This window comes from Psychrobacter immobilis, assembly GCF_904846175.1.
Lineage (GTDB): Bacteria > Pseudomonadota > Gammaproteobacteria > Pseudomonadales > Moraxellaceae > Psychrobacter > Psychrobacter immobilis_E.
In genome coordinates this window covers 151,020-170,723 of sequence record NZ_CAJGZM010000002.1, presented here as the reverse complement: position 1 = coordinate 170,723, position 19,704 = coordinate 151,020, and the positions used below count along the sequence as shown (strand labels likewise).

The following is a 19,704-nucleotide window of genomic DNA, read 5'->3' as shown; positions in this document are numbered from 1 at the left end:
GCATAACAAATCTGGAGAGCGGTAAGTGCGGACGACGCCTTACCCACCGAAGGGGAGAAAATGCGACATCATTGCCATTGTTCTGCAAGCAAATGCTTAGACAAAAAATGATGGTTCGTGTTGAAAATCTCAGGTTACAGGACAGATAGGGCTTCTGCTTAAATCGACGTTCAGCGTTGGTTTGGCTTACTGCTTTATCTTTTTTTTCTGTGCTACCCTTGGTTGCAATGCTTGCACCCTGCAATGTTGTTTCTCGCTACTATGATACTGCACATCACTCATTACTCTACCGAGTACGACTGATGTCCACATAAGGATTTGTTATGACCGACACTCAAAACACCAACACCTCAGCCCCTAAACGCACGCCTCTTTACCAGTCTCATGTTGATAGTGAGGGCAAACTGGTAGATTTTTCTGGTTGGGAATTACCAATCCATTATGGTTCACAAATCGAAGAGCACGAAGCGGTGCGTACCGATGCTGGTATGTTTGACGTCTCACATATGGTTGTCGCCGATGTTAAAGGTAGCGATGCCAAAGCATGGCTACAAAAACTGCTTGCCAATGATGTTGATAAATTAAAAACCGTTGGTAAAGCGCTATATTCTCCAATGCTGAATGAAGAAGGCGCCATCATCGATGACTTAATCGTCTACCTGATGAATGAAGACGCCACCGAATACCGTATCGTCTCAAACGCCGCCACTCGCGATAAAGACATGGCACAATTTGAAAAAGTCGCCAAAGGTTTCGATATCACCATCACCGAGCGCCCAGAGCTTGCTATGATTGCCGTTCAAGGCCCAAACGCCGTTGAAAAGCTGGCGCAAACCAAACCAAGTTGGGCCGATACCTTGGCTGGTCTTAAACATTTCGTTGGTGCTGACTTGACAGACATCGAAGGCACCGATTGGTTCGTTGCTCGTACCGGCTACACGGGTGAAGATGGCGTCGAAGTGATTATGCATGGCGATGAGGCACCAGCCTTCTTTGAGCAATTGAAAGCCAATGGCGTTAAACCTGCGGGTCTTGGCGCGCGTGATACCTTGCGTATGGAAGCGGGCATGAACCTCTACGGTCATGATATGAATGAAGAAACCAGTCCTTATGAATGCAACATGGGCTGGACACTGGCGCTAAAAGACGAGCGTGATTTTATCGGTCGTGAAGCCTTAGTTAGTAAACGCCAGCAAGCAAAAGACGACAACACCGCCATGAAGCAAGTAGGTCTACTACTGACAACACGCGGTGTATTGCGTGAAGGCATGACAGTAACCATCAATCAAGGCACGGATAATGAGCAAACTGGCATCATCACCAGTGGCACCTTCTCCCCTAGCCTAAAAAATTCGATTGCCATTGCCCGTGTACCTGCCAGCTTATCAGACGATGACAGCGTGCAAGTCGATTTGCGCGGCAAAGGTAAATTCGTTGATGTACGTGTACTTAAGCTACCGTTTGTCCGTAATGGTAAGCAACAGTTTGACGCGTAGGCATTATAAATTCTATTATTAGCTTCCACTATTTTTGTAAACCATCCTCTATCACTTAGGAGAGAGACCATGAGCAATATCCCAGCAGAACTAAAATACATCGCCAGCCACGAGTGGCTACGCCTAGAAGACGACGGTACTATCACTGTTGGTATCACTGACCATGCTCAAGACCTATTGGGTGACGTGGTATTTGTTGAATTGCCAGACGTGGGTGACATCATCGCGGTTGATGACGAAATCTCAGTCGTAGAATCAGTAAAAGCGGCCTCTGACGTTTACGCGCCTATCTCAGGTGAAGTCGTTGCGATCAACGAAGCACTAGAAGACGATCCGGAAATCATCAACTCTGACCCATACGGTGAAGGTTGGTTCTTTAGAATGAAGCCTGACAACATCGCTGACTACGAAGCGCTGCTGACTGCTGATGAGTACGAAAACGAGTTGTAATATCAGCAGCTTTGCTCATCCCTTTAAAAGCGGTATTTGACTGAAATAAAATATCACTATTTGCAACTTTAAAAAATGTAGCTTGAAAAATATAACTTGTTATGACAGATATTGGCGTCAGCTGATATCTGTACGCATTTATCTAAAATATTTATCGCTCAATTGACTACTGCCGACTGCTGTTCGATTTACTCATATTCATCACTTGTCAGACACTATTGAAAAGAGATACTCAATACTGACCTAAGTTGATCATTCAATTCCCAGTATGGATTCTAATATGACCTCTAGCACTGATAAGCAAGCAAGCTTTGCCACGCCTGATAATACGCCTCAGCTACAAGCGTTTCGCGAAGTGGTTGAGTCACGTCGTTCCGTTCGTCGCTTTACCGACACAAAGATACCTGATGACGTGTTAGCAGATTGTCTGCGTTTGGCCATGCTCGCGCCGAACTCGAGTAATCTACAGCCGTGGGAATTTTATGTGATTGATGATGCGGACAAGCGCAAACGCGCGGTAAAAAACTGCATGAATCAAAACGCGGCAAAAACTTCAGCTCGCTTAATCGCGGTCGTTGCGCGTACGGATATCTGGCAAGATCACGCCAAGCAAATCTTACGTGAATACCCCGATACGCCAGTGCCAAAAAAGGTCAAAGGCTACTATAACAAAGTTGTGACCATGGACTTCTTGCGAGGACCGGTCAACGTAATTTCAGCAGCTAAATGGGGCGCGACGCAGGTTGTCAGACGAGTAAAAGGTCCGATCAAATCACCCTACTATACCTTTGAAGACACCAAAAACTGGGCCACCAACAATACTGCTCTTGCAGCTGAAAACCTAATGCTTGCCCTACGCGCGCACGGTTTTGATAGCTGTCCGATGGGCGGCTTTGATGAGCCTGCTATGAAACGCTTATTAAATTTAAGTAACGATCACCATATCATTATGATGATTGGTGCTGGCGAGCGTGCTGATAATGGTGTCTACAACACCCAGTTCCGCTTTGACCAAGAACAGTTTGTTCATTACGTATAAAAACGTAAGCCGTCATTATTTATTGTCAGTTATTTTAGCCATCTCCTTTATCATCCCTTTTATCAAGGACTGTTATGACTATCTCTCAAAACCCAACGTTTGATACTTTCAAAGGTTTATTCAACGAAGCTGAATTTGTCTATCGTCATTTAGGCTCAAATGATGCCAAACAAGCTGATTTGCTCAGTGCAATTGGTTATAACGATATGGCAAGCTTTATCAATGATACCGTGCCTGAGCCAGTGCGCTTGCATAAAGAGCTAGATTTGCCAGTGGCGATGAGTGAGCATGCTGCACTTGCTAAATTGCGTACCATGGCAGACGACATCACGGTTAATAAAAGCTATATCGGTCAAGGCTATTCGCCAGTACGCATGCCAGCGGTTATTCAGCGTAACGTTCTTGAAAACCCAGGCTGGTACACCGCTTATACGCCTTATCAAGCAGAAATTGCCCAAGGTCGCCTAGAAGCCCTGCTTAATTTCCAACAAGTATGTATTGATTTGACGGGTCTTGAGCTTGCTGGCGCGTCGTTGCTTGATGAAGCAACTGCTGCTGCAGAAGCGATGGCGATGTCAAAGCGTGTGAGCAAAAGCAAATCAACGCAGTTTTTTGTTGATGACCGTATCTACCCGCAAACCTTAGATGTCATCAATACTCGTGCCAAGTATTTTGGTTGGGAAGTAATCGTTGGTGATTTCGAATTGGCTAAATCAGGCGACTATTTCGGTGCTATTTTCCAATACGTCGGTCAAGAAGGCGATGTTAAAGACTTGACCGACGTTATCGCGGCGGTGAAGAAAAATAAAACTTATGTGAGTGTCGTCAGCGACATCATGAGCTTGGTGTTATTAAAATCGCCAGCCGATATGGGCGCAGACGTGGCATTGGGTAGTACCCAGCGTTTTGGTATTCCAATGGGCTTTGGTGGTCCACATGCCGCCTATTTTGCCTTCTCTGATAAAGCCAAACGCTCAGCGCCTGGTCGTATTATTGGCGTCTCAAAAGACTCGCAAGGTAATACTGCGCTACGTATGGCGCTGCAAACTCGCGAGCAGCATATCCGCCGCGAAAAAGCCAACTCAAACATCTGTACTTCGCAAGTATTGCTTGCTAACTTAGCTGGTATGTACGCCGTTTATCATGGTCCAAATGGCGTTAAGCGTATCGCTACACGTATCCATGCGTTTGCCACTGCCTTTGCTAATGTCATTAGAGAAGCAAACGACAGCAATCTAAACGTGGTACATGATCAGTTCTTCGATACCGTCGTGGTTGATTGTGGTTCAGAAAGTCTTGCAACGCAGATTTTTGAAAATGCGGACAATGTCGGCTATAACTTATGGCGTTTGGGCGACAGTAAGCTTGGCGTTGCATTCAGTGAAATCAGTGATGAGCAAGACTTTAACGTTTTAACTCAGCTATTTGTTAGCAAATCACACGGTTTACCTGAAACAGCTAGCGTATCACTCGATAGCGCTCACTTGCGTACCGATGACATCTTGAGCCATCCAGTATTTAACTCGCATCATACCGAACATGAAATGCTGCGCTACTTAAAGTCGCTTGAAGATAAAGATTTGGCGATGAACCGTAGCATGATTTCACTTGGTAGCTGTACCATGAAATTGAACGCTACTAGTGAGATGCTACCGATTACTTGGCCTGAATTTGCCAATGTGCATCCTTTTGCACCACGCGATCAAGTCACGGGCTATATCGCTATGATTGATAGCTTGCAAGAGCAACTCAAAGCCATCACCGGTTTTGATGAAGTGTCTATGCAGCCAAACTCTGGCGCTTCAGGCGAATATGCTGGTTTATTAGCAATCCGTCGTTACCATGAATCATTGGGCGAAACTGACCGTGATGTTTGCTTGATTCCAATGTCGGCGCACGGTACCAACCCTGCTACTGCCATGATGATGGGTATGCAAGTGGTGGTGGTCAAAACTGATGACAACGGTAACGTTGATATCGACGACTTAACCGCTAAATGTGAAGAGCATAGCACCAATCTAGGTGCCTTGATGATTACTTACCCATCAACGCATGGTGTGTTTGAAGAAGGTATCCGTCATATTTGTGATTTGATTCATAAGCATGGCGGTCAAGTTTATATGGACGGTGCTAACATGAACGCGCAGGTCGGTATGATGCAGCCTGCTGATGTTGGCGCAGACGTACTACACATGAACTTGCACAAGACTTTCTGTATCCCACATGGCGGCGGCGGTCCAGGCATGGGCCCTATTGGCATGAAGTCACATTTGGCACCATTTATCGCCAGCCATACTATTAGCCCAGTACATAACGCGCAAAATGATTTTTCAGCTGTATCAGCAGCGCCTTATGGTTCGGCAAGCATCTTACCTATATCATGGATGTATATTGCCATGATGGGTTGTGATGGTTTGCTAAAAGCCACTGAGCTTGCGCTATTAAATGCCAACTATGTTGCCGCGCAGCTTAAAGATCATTACCCTGTTCTTTACACCGGTAAAAACGGCCGCGTCGCTCACGAATGTATCATCGATATTCGCCCGTTAAAAGAAGAAACTGGCATCAGTGAAAGCGATATCGCCAAGCGCTTGATGGACTATGGTTTCCACTCACCAACGATGAGCTTCCCAGTCGCGGGCACTTTGATGATTGAGCCAACTGAGTCTGAGTCGAAAGAAGAGTTAGATCGTTTTATCAGTGCGCTAAAATCCATAAAGGCCGAAGCGATGAAAGCCAAAGCTGGCGACGATGGTTGGACGTTAGAGGACAACCCATTGGTCAACGCACCGCATACTGCGGCGATGATTACCAGCAGCACATGGTCGCATCCTTACAGCCGTGATACTGCTGCATTCCCACTGCCATACATCCGCGCCAATAAGTTCTGGCCGAGTGTGGCACGTGTTGATGACGCCTATGGTGATAAAAACCTCATGTGTTCTTGCCCAAGCATTGAAAACTACATGTAGTTTTCAAACAACTATAAACATTTGATATAAAAACAAACCTCCAAATCAGCAGCTGATTTGGAGGTTTTTATTTTGCATATATAGTCAAAACATCCTAAAAACGCTACGGTATTGCTGATATCAATTTTTTGTAGCCTCTGTCTGCGCAGGCACAGCAAGCAAGGAAAATTGATATCAGCAGTGCGTGATGTATCGATATTACTTTTTACTGACTATAGATTGTCAACGTTTTTCGCTGTTGTTTAGGCTTAACCACCTAACCAACCTTTATCTAACCCACATTCTATCCAGCTCACTTTTACCTGATCTGTAATGTTAGCATTAGGATAAGTAAATGCCCCGCCACCAAGATAAAGCTCATCGCCAATTTTATATGATTTTTCTTCAAACAGTAGAATCTCTTTATCTGCATCCCACGAAAATGAAGTATCCGCTAATACCAATAAATATGTATTGTCTTTCGTCGTTGGCTCTCTACTATCCCTAGTCATAGCAAGGCAATTTTCAAATTTTGTTAAATAGCCAAACCCCATAGCGTTAAATCGACCGTTATATTTAGTTGGTGACCAAGTAGCAATTTGCAATGGCGGCTCAACTACTAACTGTCGGCTCACTATTGGTACCTTTGGGAGAACAGATACAGGCTTTTCTAACTCTTGACTAACGCATCCTGATAGCGATAGAACCGCGAATATTAAGAAAAAATACCCTAGATAATTTGACAACCTTTACCCCTAAAGAGTTAATATAAAACAACCTGTCTGTTAGCTTATTTTAATAAAAAAGCGTCGATAATAAATATTATGATATTACTCATTTGGGCACTGTGATGACACAAAAAGATATTCAACAAAAAGCACCTAAACAAAAAAGCCGCGTTATTCTGATTCATGGTCTGCATCAAACCGCTTGGATTATGCGGCCATTGGCCAAACGCTTGCAAGTAGCAGGATTTGACACCCATCAATATGGCTATCGTAGTATGCGTGATGGCATCAAAACCAATAGCGCCCGCCTAAATGACTGGCTAGAAACGCATCATCATCTTGACCAGCCCATAGATTTAGTCGGTCATAGTTTGGGTGGTTTGATTATTCGTGATTTTGTTAATGAATATCCACAATGGCAAATTGGACGCTGCGTGACACTTGGGACACCGCATTTAGGTAGTGTTTGTGCAGATTATATTTGGCGCTTGACCCCAGCTGTGGTGGGACGCTCATACATCGATGCACTAGATGGCACCGTCGCACCTTTACCGGAGGATCTTACCTTAGGCGTAATTGCCGGAAATCGTCCTTATGGTTTGGGGCAGTTGTTTCTGCAATATCATAATCGCAAACTACGTCAGGCAGACAACATGCCATCAGTAGAACATCTACTACACGATGGCACAGTATATATAGAAGAAACCAAAATAGAGGCAGCCACCGATCACATTATTTTACCAGTCTCTCATACTGGCATGCTGGTCGATAAAACAGTGGCCGCACAAACCAAACATTTTTTACAACATGGACAGTTTGACCATAAAAAACTTAAAGAGTTATAAATGCTACTCTTTATCGCTTATCGAACATTGACGCCCATACCCTGCTGCAACTCGGTTTTATGCGCTTGAATGACCGGAATCAAGGTTTGCATCACCCAGTCGTTGCGCCAGCCTTTTAGCCCCTCTGGTAATTCACTTAGGTCTTTATCAAGAGCAATCACTTCATATAATTGCCCTAGCCATTTTTTACGCATCAATACACTAGCAGGTACGCCGGTTTTTTCTGCTTGGTCGTCTATTGCTTGTTGCACCGCTTTTGACAGCATTTTGTTTTTTGAACGATACGGCGGCAATAGACAGTCTGGGTGCTCAGTAGGATGCAGATTTTTTGCTTCTTTGATTACCTTCAGCAGTTCTTCACCGTATAAACGCAGCATACTGCGATGCATCGTAGTCTTATGCGCAAGCTCGCGCATATTGCTTGGCTTTTCAGTGATAATCTCTCGTACTGCTTGTTTTTTTATCACAAAGGTACGCGGCTGATTGGTCGCACGCGCCAGTTCCTCACGCCACGTCGCAACCGCTTGTAGTATCGCCATTTGCTCCGAAGTATAACGATAATCTGCCATCGTTAGATACATCGCGTCGTCTTCAACATGCTGCGCGTCATACAAATCACTGGCATAAAGTTGGCAGTCCGCCCATACATAATCGTATAAACCTTTCTTTTTTAACTCATACTCAAGGCTCAAATAAAGCGCTGGCAAAAAGCGCACGTCATCAATCGCATACTGCTCTTGCTCATCTGATAGCGGACGTTGCAACCAGTCTGACTGACTATGTTCCTTATCAATATGCATATCTAACTGGTCATCAAGCGCCTGCTGATAGCCCATTTGTAATTGACCGGTTAAATAAGATAGGGCAATTTGCGTATCAAAGATATTGGTCAATGGCGGACAACCAGACAGTAGATAAAAAATCCCTAAATCTTCACCGCAAGCATGCCAAATAGCAACATCCACTTTCATCAGCGCCTGCCACAGCTCAGCCAATTGCAATTGCGGAGCATCCAATAAATAAACATGATTACCGGTGTTGAGCTGCACCAATGCCAAACGTGGATAATAAGTATCACGCTTGATAAATTCAGTATCTAAGGCCACTCGCCCGCAAGTCGCCAAGGCATCGATAACTTCAGCCAAACCATCTTGCTGACGCACCCAAGTGACAGTAGCTTCATCAGCAATGTCCAATAGCGCATCGATATCCGGCTCTGGCGGCAAATCTGCTGGCGCTATCTCATTATTAATTGATAGCTTTGAAGGTTCATCATCAGTAGCAGTAGAACTGTCTGAGTGGTTTGATTGGGTGGCAGCGACTGGAGCTGTTGAAGCATGGTTGGACACGGGCAGATACCTGCATAAATAGGAGAAAATAAAACGCTAAATTGCGTCTTAATAAAAATAAATAAGAAAGCAATTATAACAATTTCATCAAATAAAATGGACAAGACTTGGTTTTTATAGAGAATTTATGGAATTGCTATAAAGAATACTATAAGAAAGAACGATTTTGCATGGCTTGGCCAAGGGTCATACTATCAAGATACTCAAGCTCACCGCCCATGGGCACGCCTTGCGCCAAGCGTGTCACCTTATTGACATGACGACCGACCGCTTCACTGATAAAGTGCGCGGTGGTTTGACCTTCGACGGTAGTACCAGTTGCCAATATCAACTCTTCAACAGGCTCTTGCTTAACCCGCCAGACCAGCTGCTCAATATTTAAATCATCAGCGCTGATTCCGTCAATCGGTGATAAGTGACCGCCTAACACAAAGTAGCGTCCACGATAGCCTGCCGTTTGTTCGATAGCCATCACGTCTGCTGCGGTTTCGACCACGCATAACAAGCCATCATCACGCCTTGGGTCTTGGCATAATGGACAAACTGCCTCATCACTAAAGCTGTGGCAGCGCTGGCATTCGACGATATCACGCATCGCCTCGTCCAAAGCTTGCGCTAGCGCCATACCTTGTGGACGCTTTTTGGTCAGCAGATGTAGCGCCATACGTTGGGCACTTTTTTGCCCCACGCCTGGCAAAATACGCAGCTGTTTGACCAGCTGATCAAATTTGGCTGTCAGCAAAGTAACTTCCTTTATTTAACTTAATTTATAAATCGTAGCTATAAAAATGGGGTCGTATCATGTCGATAACAACCCCGTTTTTGTGCTCAATCCGCAGTTTTTCGCGCTTAAAAGATTAATATTTAACGGCTTTGTTTTTAAAAAATTAGTCTTTAAAAGTTTCGTCTTAAACAGTTTAGCGCTGAAAATCCAGCTACTTAGAACATACCTTGCATACCCGGTGGTAAACCCATACCTGAGGTCGCGCCAGCCATGGTTTCTTCGTATAACTCATCCGCTTGACGTACTGCATCATTGATGGCGGCAGCGATCAAGTCTTCAATCATATCCGGCTCATCTTCCAATAAACTTGGGTCGATGGTTAAACGCTTAACCACATGACGACCCGTCATAGTTACTTTTACTAGACCACTGCCCGCTTCGGCGTGTACTTCTTTATTAGCCAATTCTTTCTTAGCGTTTTCAACGTTTGCTTCAACTTTCTTTTGCATCGTTTGTGCTTGTTGCATCAATGCTTGAATATTCATAATTGCCTCTTTGGTTTTTTAATAATAAATGATTGGTATTTTACTAAAATAAAATGCTAACAGCGATTATACCGTTATCTTTACAAACTGTCTAAACCACGCGCCAAATCTTTGATGATATCTTCCACATCTTCTAATCCTACCGACAAACGGATAAGACTATCGTTGACACCTGCTTCTGCGCGCGCCTCTGGCGTTAGGCGAAAGTGGGTGGTGGTCGCTGGATGGGTAATCGTGGTCTTGGCATCGCCCAAATTATTGGTGATAGACAGCATTTGCGTTGAGTCAATCACATGCCAAGCAGCAGCTTTTGGATCAGAGCCCTTTAAATCAGAGCTAGCCGACGGTTTAACCTCAAAGCCCATGATAGCACCATAACCACCTTTCATATGATGTTGGCGCGTAGCCAATTCGTGAGCGGGATGATCACTTAAACCTGGGAAATGCACGGTACTGACATTGGGATGATTGACTAAGAATTCTGCCACTTGATTGGCATTGTGACAGTGCGCTTGCATACGCAATTTAAGCGTCTCAAGCCCTTTGGTAAAGATCCAAGCGTTAAATGGACTCATGCTTATACCACCTGAGCGCACCACGGTAAATGCCTCTTGCATCAGTTTATCACTGCCGACCAATGCGCCGCCCAATACCCGACCTTGTCCGTCTAAATATTTGGTCGCAGAATGAATGACCACATCAGCGCCTAAGTCGAGGGGACGCTGCAATGCAGGCGTAGCAAAGCAATTATCAACGACCAGTAAAATATCATTGGCTTTACACAGCTCGCTCAGATAACCGATATCGCAGATTTGTGCCAGTGGATTACTGGGGCTTTCGCAATAAATCACCTTGGTATTCGCCTGAACCGCATTTGCCCAAGCCTCATTATCGAAGCAATCGACATAGCTAACTTCAACGCCGAACTTTGCCATATAGTTATTAAACAAGCCAATCGATGAGCCAAATAATTGATTGGCAGCAAGTAAGTGGTCACCTGCTTTTAAGTAGGCTAAGCACATGGTTAAGATTGCACCCATGCCCGACGCCGTTGCCACAGCACGCTCGCCATTTTCGAGTGCTGCTAAACGCCGCTCAAAGGTACGCACACTAGGATTGGTGTGGCGCGAATAAACGTTGCCCGACTTTTCGCCATTAAAGTGGGCAGCGGCATCTGACGCCGACTCATAAACATAAGAGCTGGTGGTAAAAATTGCTTCTGAGTGCTCGCCCTCGTCAGTGCGATGTTGCCCTGCTCGTACCGCAATGGTCTGCATGCCATAATCGAGGTCTAAATTGAGCGCGTCACTGCGCCAGTTTGGATCTATTTTATTCAAATTGCTATCATCATGCGTTTGCGACTGACTCATAAATTTTCCATTGCACGGGTTATTATTAAACATACGGCTTATTTTTGATTATAAATACCATTCATTCGCGTTATCATAGCATGCCAACTTATTCCAAACAGCTGCTTTCAAAGCCATGCTAAATATTATTTTTGCATACTATTTAGTAAGAAGATTCTTAAGCATTTACAACCAAGACTGGTTAAAGCATTTGTAAGAGTGCAATGCAAGCGCAAACGATGACCGGAAGATATTTGTAGCATGGCTAATAAAGCACTGCATCTAACAAAAATAACGTATTTATAATAGGCACAGATGACGACAACTGCTAAGCTTAGCGGCGCTTTGAATATTGCTTTGAGCGATATTATCATAGGCTACATTATCAGTGCTATCATCGCTAAAAATAGCCCAAAAATTCAACCCCATTTAACAAGCGCTGCGTTATATTCAGGCTCACGAAGGTAGCTCATTTATGTCGATATTCAGTATAGAACCAAGCAACTTATCGTTGAGTCTAACGCTTGGGCTCACGTTAGGTCTTAGTGGCTGCCAAACTTTACCAAAACAGCCGCATTTGCCTGAAAGCCAAGCATTATCGGCACGCGTTGACGCTTTATACCAAAAGAATGATAGCCAGCAGGACGCTAATCAACAAACAGATAATCAGCAAACTCCTACTCTAGAAGACAGTAGTAATCAAGACAGTGCTAATAAAAATAGTAGCCAAGATAATAACGCAAATACAAATCCACAAAGCAATAGTACGGATTTGGTGGCAGCGATTAGTGAACAAAACGAGATTCACCCTGATTTATCTGGTTACCACCCGATTGTGACGGGAGCCAATGCCTTTGCGTCACGCAGTATTTTGACCAATATGGCCACCCGTAATATCGATGCGCAATATTATATCTGGCATAATGACCAAGCTGGACAGCTGATGCTAAAAGACTTGTGGGATGCGGCCGAGCGCGGGGTCATCGTGCGCCTGTTACTCGATGATTTTAATAACAGCGCCAAGTTTGATCAACATCTATTACGTTTTGCCAGCCACCCTAATATTGCGGTACGTATTATTAATCCATTGATGTACCGTAAATTTCAAACTTTAAATTTCGTAACTGGTTTACCGCGAATCAATCGCCGCATGCACAATAAAAGCATGATTTTCGATAAGCAAATTACCATTATTGGTGGGCGTAATATTGGTGATGAATACTTAAGTAACGATAAAAACAGCCAATTTGCGGATTTAGATGTTTTACTGATAGGCAAAGTCGTCGCCGATATTGACAACAGCTTTGCCAGCTACTGGTCGGCACCAATCTCATTTGATATTCAAACCTTAGCGACCCTTGATAAAGGCGAAACCACGGACTTTTTAAAAGGTTTGGATCAACTAAGAAGTGATGAGAAAAATTCCAGCAAGAGCAGCTTGGAAGTTTATAAAACCGCTATCGAAGACTCGTCTATTGATACTGATTTAATCAATAAACGTGTGCCCTTTCGCTGGACGAACATGCAGTTTTTGAGTGATGATGTCGGGAAACTGACCAAAACTGTCCCAGCGGATACCAATTTGGTGCATCAGCTGCGCACCCTATTGGGTAGCCCAAGCAAGCGCCTAACTATTATCTCATCTTATTTTGTACCGACCAAAGATGGTGTTAACACCTTGGTAGCGCTGGCAGAATCGGGTATTGAAATCAATATTTTAACCAACTCTTTTGATGCCACCGATGTGACCGCCGTGCATTCTGGCTACAGTCAATGGCGTCCTAATCTGCTACGTGCAGGAGTAAAAATCTACGAGCTAAAATCAACGGCCTCTGAAGAAAAACGCGAAAACAAGCTATGGAAGGCGCGCAGTCAGTCGTCAACCAGCTTGCATGCGAAAGCTTTTGCCGTTGATGACTATCAAGTATTCATCGGCTCATACAATGTCGACCCGCGCTCCGCTAATATCAATACCGAGATGGGTGTGATTATCAATGACGATGAGCTCGCAAAACAATTACATGATGCGCTGAGCGATGATTTATTAACCCAAGCGTACGAAGTAAAGTTATTAGAAAATGGCAATTTACAGTGGCATACGATAGAAGGTGGCAAAAAAGTGGTCTACGATTCAGAGCCGCTTGTTGATATCAGTGACCATGTTTGGCTGACCATCATGTCATGGCTACCGATTGATTGGTTGCTATAAGGGTCGAACACTTTATCGAATAAATTATATTCGATAAATCTTATTTAATTACTTTTGAATAGCTTTTCAACAAACAGAGCAAGCTTGAGCGCGCCATTTTAAATAGATGAATTGTCGCTCAGGTATTTTTTAGCGCAAAACTTTACGTCTTCAGCAAATTATTATCCAGCTATGCTGGTTTCTTGTTTTTTACTATAGTCGGTTATCTAGATAATAACCGTCTTGATAAACTCTTCTTTATGTGGTGCTTGATTTATTATGCCTTCTCGTTCTCAATATGCACTAATGTCTTCCAAAGATAGAAATGCCGTACTATTTATCTGCTTTAGCAGCGCAGTCGCGTTTTTTGATTTTTTGATTTATTTATATCTCGCAGATATCATTGCAGCCGCCTTTTTCCCTGCTAATACCAGCGCGGCGATGGCGAAAATACAAGGGCTGGGGCTGTTTGCCATTGGTTATTTGGCCCGTCCATTTGGTGGCGTTATCTTCGGGCGCTATGGGGACAGCAAAGGTCGTAAACCGATACTATTAATCAGTATCTTGGTGACCGCAGCTAGCTTACTGGCGATGGCCTGTTTGCCTGCTTATGCTCAATGGGGCTTGTTTGCGCCAGCGTTATTTATTATCTTACGCCTGATACAAGGGATGGCTTTTGGGCTTTTTGTGCCACTGGCTTGGGTTTTTGTCTCAGAACACGTGCCGCGTCAATATTTATCAATTGCCTGTAGCTATGTGACCGCCAGCTTTTTTGTCGGTGTCCTATTCTCTAACGCCTTTTTTCTTTGGCTGACCAACTCCATGACCACAGAACAATTGGCTGACTATGGCTGGCGAGTACCATTTTTTGCCGCAGCGATACTCAGCGTTTTGCCACTATTGGCATGGCGCTGGATAGACGAATCGCCTTTTTTCATTGCCATGAAAGCCTCAAAACCAAGTGATTATATTGCTAAGCCCTTTACCTTACTCTTTAAGCATTGTAAGCATTCTATTTTTATCGGCTTGCTTCTTACCCTTATTATATCGAGTGTCACAACCGTTATCGTCCTGTTATTACCTGATTTAATTGAGTTGCGCTTTACTTTAGACAATGATTTATTTCGATTTTCACACAGTCTAGGCATTGTATTTATGATTTTTGGCTGTGTATTTTATGGTCTTATCTCCAATCATCAAAACTTCGGGAAAGTGTTGGCAATTGGCTCTACTTTATTGATTGCGCAGATGTTTGCCTTCTTTTATCATCTGCAAGCAAGTGGCGATTATATTCTTATCATGTATGCGCTGTTAGGGTTTTGCTCTGGTATTGTTGGCATGGTACCGGCAATCTTGGTGCAATTATTTCCAACCAATGTGCGACTTACCGGCATGGCGCTTTGTTATAATGTCGCCTATGGTATAGTCGGAGTCTTAGTACCTTTTGGGCTTGGTTATGCGACTTTATATATCAGTTTTTCGCCCGCCCTGTATATCGCCTTTATCGGCTTTATTGGTATCATCATGGGCATTTATTTTTATAATTTGCCCGAATTCAAAAAAATTGATGAGGTAATTTAGAGAATAGCTGTTTAATGTGACCACTATTCAATTTATCTCTATTTCGCTATTGCATTGATTTTTTTACTATTTAATCTATATAGATAAAGTGATAAAAAAAAGGCGTCATGGACATATAAACCATGGCGCTTTATCTATTATCACTTTAACTGTACTTAAAAATGCACTGAAAATTATGCATGTTTAATAACGAGGCTTAACTCTAATGGTTGATATGACCAACAAACGACTCTCTGTTGCGCCCATGATCGATTGGACGACGACAGATTATCGCTACTTTGCACGGCTGTTTAATCCGTACGTTTATCTTTATACCGAGATGATTAGCACCGGTGCGCTGATACATGGCAATCGCGCGCGGCATCTGCGCTTTGATGCGCTTGAACATCCGCTGGTGCTACAACTGGGCGGCGCAGATATTAGCGAGATGACCCAATGCGCTGAATTTGCGCAGCAGCATGGTTATGATGAGGTCAATATCAACGTTGGTTGTCCCTCTGATCGCGTCCAACATAATAAGATTGGCGCTTGCCTCATGGCGGAGCCACACACGGTTGCCGATTTAGTCAAACATATGCAAGCGGCGGTCGATATTCCGGTGACCGTCAAGCATCGTATTGGAATTGATGATTTTGACAGTTACGAGTTTATGGTAGATTTCGTAGAAAAAGTAGCAGCAGCAGGTTGTACGCGCTTTATTGTTCATGCGCGTACGGCATGGCTACAGGGCTTGAGCCCGAAGCAAAATCGTGAAATACCCCCATTACGCTATGACGATGTGTATCGTTTAAAACAAGACTTCCCGGCGCTTGATATCGAAATTAATGGCGGTATCGAGACGGTTGCTGATATTAAAGCGCATTTGCAGCATATCGATGGGGTGATGATTGGACGGGCGTTTTATCATAACCCGTACTTATTGGCAGAAGCCAATAGTTTATGGGGTGCGCCGAGTCCTAAGCGCTCAGATATTTTAGCGAAGCTATATCCTTATTTAGAAGAACAAGTCGCTAAAGGTGAAGCGCTACCAACGATGACGCGGCATTATTTAGGGTTGTTCCAAGGTTTGATAGGCGCACGAAAGTGGCGACAGGCATTGAGCGGAAAACCGCAATTGACGATTGACGATATTAAACAAGCCGCTGCTGAAGTCTTAGCCTTAAATCCAGAGGCATGAAAATAAGTAACTACCCTTCTCGCATAAAGTAGCGGCTAATTGATGCAAACACTCACTAATTAGCCGTTAGCCGTTAGCCGTTAGCCGTTAGCCGTTAGCCGTTTATAGTTAAGCATTTATGCAACTTGTGCTAAATACTGCCACATGGCTGCCCCATTATTAATGATATGTAGCAACATCGGCAGCACTAGCGATCCCGACTTAATACGCGCGTAGCAAAATATTAATGCCAGCACCACAATGGTACTAATCTCATAAAGTCCATATTGCAAATGAATCACTGCAAATATCACGCTTGTCACTAAGCTAGCGATGACTGCCCCGCGATGCTCCGCATAGATTGCGTCCGAGAATTGCTCTGCGATAGCCGACCACAACAATCCACGAAATATAAGCTCTTCATAAATTGGCGCGACAATCACCATTGCAAATATCAATAGCCATACTGAGCTCACAGACTGATATAAAGGGTCGACAAAAACCAGTGGCGATTCATTAAGTAAATAAGTCAATGCCTGACTGCCAATCATAAATATAAGCAACAGTCCTAGCATGCCAACACCGACTGTCCATGAAAATGACTTTAATGCCAGATACTGCCGTACATTCCCGCCTCTCACACGAATCAACAAGACACTGATTGCTACCAATAATACACAACCAATAATGATAGAAAGACTGACCACCGTGCCATCGTTACTACCAAAAAAGAAAATATCGCCCATGGTTGCATTTTTAGCGGCGGGCAATACTAGTTTGCCGGCGATATATACACCGATTAATTGACTGATAAAAAATGTCACTACCATGCCTATGACCAACAGCAGCGCACCCAAGCGTGAAAATAGCGCTGTAGGCTTAGCTGCTGTAGTCATAAAAGATGGGGTCATAGCAGGTGCAGGGTTCGCGTCTTTTAGCATAAAGTATCACTCAAAAGGGTGTACGAGCTGTCCATATTACATTTATTATCAGCTCTAGCACTAATAAGCATCAGTTTGCTTTGGCAACTGCTGTTTGATAAGCTCAAGCGCTTGCAGCGCCACAGACTCTGGGTGCTCAAGTGGGAACATATGACCACCTGCATGGGTTTCGTAATCGATATTAAGGCGTGATTTGATTTGCTGCGGAAATCGGCGTTTAAGAAATATACTGTCTTCACCAATGATGAGTGTCACTGGCGGCTTAGGCGCACGGTTTGGGGTTAGCCAATACCATGACGGGTTGGTACGAAAAACCTCAACTTCGCTGGCTTTAGGAATGGCCAGTGTTACCTTTCCATCAGCACGCTCATGTAAACCATGCTCGATATAGCCATCAAAACTACGCTCATCGAAGTCTTTAAAAAACCCTTTATGACGCAGCTTATCATAGGCATCTTCGCGGCTATCCCAAACATCACGGCGATGCTTAGACACGCCCGCTGGCGACAGTTTATCCATCAAACGATTATTCATTAGCGGTAATCTATCTGCGGTTTTAGCCAAATGCCATAGCAAGCTGACTTTGCCATAAATCCAAGGTGGATCCATCAGCACCGCTTGCGCAAAGATTTCTGGCGCACGGTATAACGCCTGCATAGTACACATCGCACCAAGCGAATGACCGACACCCACCACCTGACTAACGCCATGCTGCTCACAGGTACGTTCCACACTATCAATAATCTGCTGCGTCAGGCTCTTCCAATGATCATCTACTGGATAATCGGGCGTATTACCCAACATTGGAATATATTCAATGGTAAAAAATTCAGTAAGCGCTGCAAAAAACGGCGCATAAACAGCACTTGGCATACCATTGGCATGAGCAAAATGAATGACCGGTTTTTGGGTTATTTTAGATTTGGGTAATGACGCAAAGGTCTGTAAATTAATGGCACTCATGACAGGCTCTCAGTAATTTAAATAGTGATTTAAACAGTTGTTTGGAATAGTTATTATAAGAATCTAAATTTATATACAATTAAGGCTGAGTATAATCCTATACTCAGCCTTAACAATCATACACATTAAATCTAAAATATAAAGGGCTTAGCGCATCTGCGCATTACCCTCTTCTTGTGGTAACACATCAAGCTTGATGCTTGAACCAAGGCCTGCACCTAACTTAACGGCGAAGCGATCCATAAATAAACTAAATGGATCAGTTGGCGTGTAATTGACCACATTTTTAAGCTTAAGCTGCTTCTCTAAACTTGAGATACTGCCCTTTTTGTCTGCTAAACCAAGCTCAATAGACTGCTCGCCGGTCCAAAACAGCCCTGAAAACAGTTTGTTTTCCTCAGGGTTTTTCAGACGATCACCGCGACCTTGTTTGACCGCATTGATAAAGTGCTTATGAGTATTATTCAACACTTTTTCGACGTGCTGCTCTTCATAAGCAGTAAGCGGACGTGACAAGCTTAAGATATCTTTATACTCGCCTGCGGTAATAGTACGGTCTTCAACACCGAATTTATCCATTAAGCCTTCGATATTATAGCTTGGCATAATCACACCAATCGAACCAACCAAGCTTGATGGATTGACATAAATCTCATCCGCTGCCGAGGCAATATAATAAGCGCCAGAAGCACCCATATCACCAATCACCGCGTAGAGTTTTTTATCAGGATATTCTTTACGTAAATCCATCATCGTCTGCCAAATTTCATCAGACTGTACCGGCGAGCCACCAGGTGAATTAATATCGAGCGCCACCGCTTTGGCATTGCTGTTTTTAAAGGCACGCGTCAAGGCTTCATTGACATCATAAGCATTGGCGGCATCACCACTACTAATCGTCCCCTGGATTTCAACCACTGCCAAATGCGGCTTGCTGGTATCTACGCCATCGAGACTGGTTGGTGTTTTAGTGCTGCAACCGCGACCAAGGGTTAAAAATATCAATAAGATATAACCAAAGGTCAATAGCTTAAAGAAAATACTCCAGCGACGGGCGCGGCGCTGCTCAACCACACTGGCCAATAACGTATTTTCAATCAGTCGCCACTCTTGTCCGCTTGGCTGATTTGACTGCTGCAGGGGCGTTGGCTGATTTGCCGAGTTGTCAGGACGTTTGTTAGGGTCTGGTGGCCAGTTGGGCATATAACTTCCTAAGTCAGAAACAATATAAAACGATAAAAGAGAGGGTCTTAAAACTCAATCGAGCAAAAACTTAATACAACCGCAATAAGCATATTTACTTATAGAAGTGTGTTTTGTAGTGCTTTCATACAAGTTAAATAAGCTACTAAGTATGGTGCCATTTCCCTCATGGTTCAATAGCAGAACTGTGAAATAG

Annotated in this window: 16 protein-coding genes and 1 riboswitch; of the genes, 8 read left to right on the top strand and 8 right to left on the bottom strand. The window is 43.9% G+C overall.

Features of this window, described 5'->3' with window-relative positions; translation table 11 throughout:
- The first annotated feature begins 1 nt into the window (after position 1).
- A riboswitch (glycine riboswitch) is annotated at positions 2 to 155 on the top strand.
- A 168-nt stretch (positions 156 to 323) separates the two neighbouring features.
- The 4 genes from gcvT to gcvP all read left to right on the top strand — a co-directional run bounded on the left by gcvT (position 324) and on the right by gcvP (position 5,957).
- Positions 324 to 1,496, top strand: a complete 1,173-nt coding sequence (gene gcvT / locus JMW39_RS03275) for a glycine cleavage system aminomethyltransferase GcvT (protein WP_201543767.1) — start codon at positions 324 to 326, stop codon at positions 1,494 to 1,496.
- A gap of 69 nt (positions 1,497 to 1,565) precedes the next feature.
- Positions 1,566 to 1,946, top strand: a complete 381-nt coding sequence (gene gcvH / locus JMW39_RS03270; RefSeq protein WP_011280078.1) for a glycine cleavage system protein GcvH — start codon at positions 1,566 to 1,568, stop codon at positions 1,944 to 1,946.
- 280 nt (positions 1,947 to 2,226) lie between these two features.
- On the top strand, positions 2,227 to 2,985 hold the full coding sequence (locus tag JMW39_RS03265; protein ID WP_201543766.1) for a nitroreductase family protein: 759 nt from the start codon (positions 2,227 to 2,229) through the stop codon (positions 2,983 to 2,985).
- 74 nt (positions 2,986 to 3,059) lie between these two features.
- On the top strand, positions 3,060 to 5,957 hold the full coding sequence (gene gcvP, locus JMW39_RS03260; RefSeq protein WP_201543764.1) for an aminomethyl-transferring glycine dehydrogenase: 2,898 nt from the start codon (positions 3,060 to 3,062) through the stop codon (positions 5,955 to 5,957).
- A 248-nt stretch (positions 5,958 to 6,205) separates the two neighbouring features.
- Here gcvP and JMW39_RS03255 read toward each other — a convergent pair whose 3' ends face one another.
- A complete protein-coding gene (locus tag JMW39_RS03255) occupies positions 6,206 to 6,571 on the bottom strand; it encodes a hypothetical protein (RefSeq protein ID WP_201543762.1) in 366 nt (121 codons plus the stop codon).
- Positions 6,572 to 6,786: 215 nt separating this feature from the next.
- Between JMW39_RS03255 and JMW39_RS03250 the strand changes: the two genes are divergently transcribed.
- On the top strand, positions 6,787 to 7,509 hold the full coding sequence (locus tag JMW39_RS03250) for an esterase/lipase family protein (RefSeq protein WP_201543760.1): 723 nt from the start codon (positions 6,787 to 6,789) through the stop codon (positions 7,507 to 7,509).
- A gap of 17 nt (positions 7,510 to 7,526) precedes the next feature.
- Here JMW39_RS03250 and JMW39_RS03245 read toward each other — a convergent pair whose 3' ends face one another.
- The 4 genes from JMW39_RS03245 to JMW39_RS03230 form a co-directional block, all read right to left on the bottom strand.
- Entirely contained in the window at positions 7,527 to 8,858 is a 1,332-nt protein-coding gene (locus JMW39_RS03245) for a ribonuclease D (RefSeq protein WP_201543759.1), read from the bottom strand.
- Positions 8,859 to 9,006: 148 nt separating this feature from the next.
- Positions 9,007 to 9,600, bottom strand: a complete 594-nt coding sequence (gene recR / locus JMW39_RS03240; protein ID WP_201543755.1) for a recombination mediator RecR — start codon at positions 9,598 to 9,600, stop codon at positions 9,007 to 9,009.
- Positions 9,601 to 9,797: 197 nt separating this feature from the next.
- Entirely contained in the window at positions 9,798 to 10,127 is a 330-nt protein-coding gene (locus JMW39_RS03235) for a YbaB/EbfC family nucleoid-associated protein (RefSeq protein ID WP_201543753.1), read from the bottom strand.
- An 80-nt stretch (positions 10,128 to 10,207) separates the two neighbouring features.
- Positions 10,208 to 11,497, bottom strand: a complete 1,290-nt coding sequence (locus tag JMW39_RS03230; protein ID WP_201543751.1) for an O-succinylhomoserine sulfhydrylase — start codon at positions 11,495 to 11,497, stop codon at positions 10,208 to 10,210.
- A gap of 454 nt (positions 11,498 to 11,951) precedes the next feature.
- Here JMW39_RS03230 and JMW39_RS03225 point away from each other — a divergent pair, with 454 nt between their 5' ends.
- The 3 genes from JMW39_RS03225 to dusA all read left to right on the top strand — a co-directional run bounded on the left by JMW39_RS03225 (position 11,952) and on the right by dusA (position 16,422).
- Entirely contained in the window at positions 11,952 to 13,685 is a 1,734-nt protein-coding gene (locus JMW39_RS03225; protein ID WP_201543749.1) for a phospholipase D family protein, read from the top strand.
- Positions 13,686 to 13,943: 258 nt separating this feature from the next.
- Positions 13,944 to 15,245 (top strand): MFS transporter, encoded by a 1,302-nt coding sequence (locus JMW39_RS03220; protein WP_201543747.1) that lies wholly within the window; start codon positions 13,944 to 13,946, stop codon positions 15,243 to 15,245.
- Between the two features lie 205 nt (positions 15,246 to 15,450).
- Positions 15,451 to 16,422, top strand: a complete 972-nt coding sequence (gene dusA, locus JMW39_RS03215; RefSeq protein ID WP_201543745.1) for a tRNA dihydrouridine(20/20a) synthase DusA — start codon at positions 15,451 to 15,453, stop codon at positions 16,420 to 16,422.
- A gap of 116 nt (positions 16,423 to 16,538) precedes the next feature.
- On the opposite strand, the gene JMW39_RS03210 is transcribed toward dusA, so the two are convergent.
- The 3 genes from JMW39_RS03210 to sppA all read right to left on the bottom strand — a co-directional run bounded on the left by JMW39_RS03210 (position 16,539) and on the right by sppA (position 19,508).
- Positions 16,539 to 17,312: a CPBP family intramembrane glutamic endopeptidase gene (locus JMW39_RS03210; RefSeq protein WP_265088442.1), complete on the bottom strand. Its 774-nt coding sequence runs from the start codon at positions 17,310 to 17,312 to the stop codon at positions 16,539 to 16,541.
- 90 nt (positions 17,313 to 17,402) lie between these two features.
- On the bottom strand, positions 17,403 to 18,305 hold the full coding sequence (locus tag JMW39_RS03205; RefSeq protein WP_201543743.1) for an alpha/beta fold hydrolase: 903 nt from the start codon (positions 18,303 to 18,305) through the stop codon (positions 17,403 to 17,405).
- 147 nt (positions 18,306 to 18,452) lie between these two features.
- Positions 18,453 to 19,508, bottom strand: a complete 1,056-nt coding sequence (sppA, locus tag JMW39_RS03200) for a signal peptide peptidase SppA (protein WP_183618759.1) — start codon at positions 19,506 to 19,508, stop codon at positions 18,453 to 18,455.
- Positions 19,509 to 19,704: the final 196 nt, after the last annotated feature.

Coding starts and splice junctions, on each gene's coding strand:
- JMW39_RS03205 (WP_201543743.1), bottom strand. CDS start 18,305: ATGAGTGCCATTAATTTACAGACCTTTGCGTCATTACCCAAATCTAAA.
- dusA (WP_201543745.1), top strand. CDS start 15,451: ATGGTTGATATGACCAACAAACGACTCTCTGTTGCGCCCATGATCGAT.
- JMW39_RS03225 (WP_201543749.1), top strand. CDS start 11,952: ATGTCGATATTCAGTATAGAACCAAGCAACTTATCGTTGAGTCTAACG.
- gcvH (WP_011280078.1), top strand. CDS start 1,566: ATGAGCAATATCCCAGCAGAACTAAAATACATCGCCAGCCACGAGTGG.
- gcvT (WP_201543767.1), top strand. CDS start 324: ATGACCGACACTCAAAACACCAACACCTCAGCCCCTAAACGCACGCCT.
- JMW39_RS03220 (WP_201543747.1), top strand. CDS start 13,944: ATGCCTTCTCGTTCTCAATATGCACTAATGTCTTCCAAAGATAGAAAT.
- JMW39_RS03230 (WP_201543751.1), bottom strand. CDS start 11,497: ATGAGTCAGTCGCAAACGCATGATGATAGCAATTTGAATAAAATAGAT.
- gcvP (WP_201543764.1), top strand. CDS start 3,060: ATGACTATCTCTCAAAACCCAACGTTTGATACTTTCAAAGGTTTATTC.
- JMW39_RS03210 (WP_265088442.1), bottom strand. CDS start 17,312: ATGACCCCATCTTTTATGACTACAGCAGCTAAGCCTACAGCGCTATTT.
- JMW39_RS03250 (WP_201543760.1), top strand. CDS start 6,787: ATGACACAAAAAGATATTCAACAAAAAGCACCTAAACAAAAAAGCCGC.
- JMW39_RS03265 (WP_201543766.1), top strand. CDS start 2,227: ATGACCTCTAGCACTGATAAGCAAGCAAGCTTTGCCACGCCTGATAAT.
- sppA (WP_183618759.1), bottom strand. CDS start 19,508: ATGCCCAACTGGCCACCAGACCCTAACAAACGTCCTGACAACTCGGCA.
- JMW39_RS03235 (WP_201543753.1), bottom strand. CDS start 10,127: ATGAATATTCAAGCATTGATGCAACAAGCACAAACGATGCAAAAGAAA.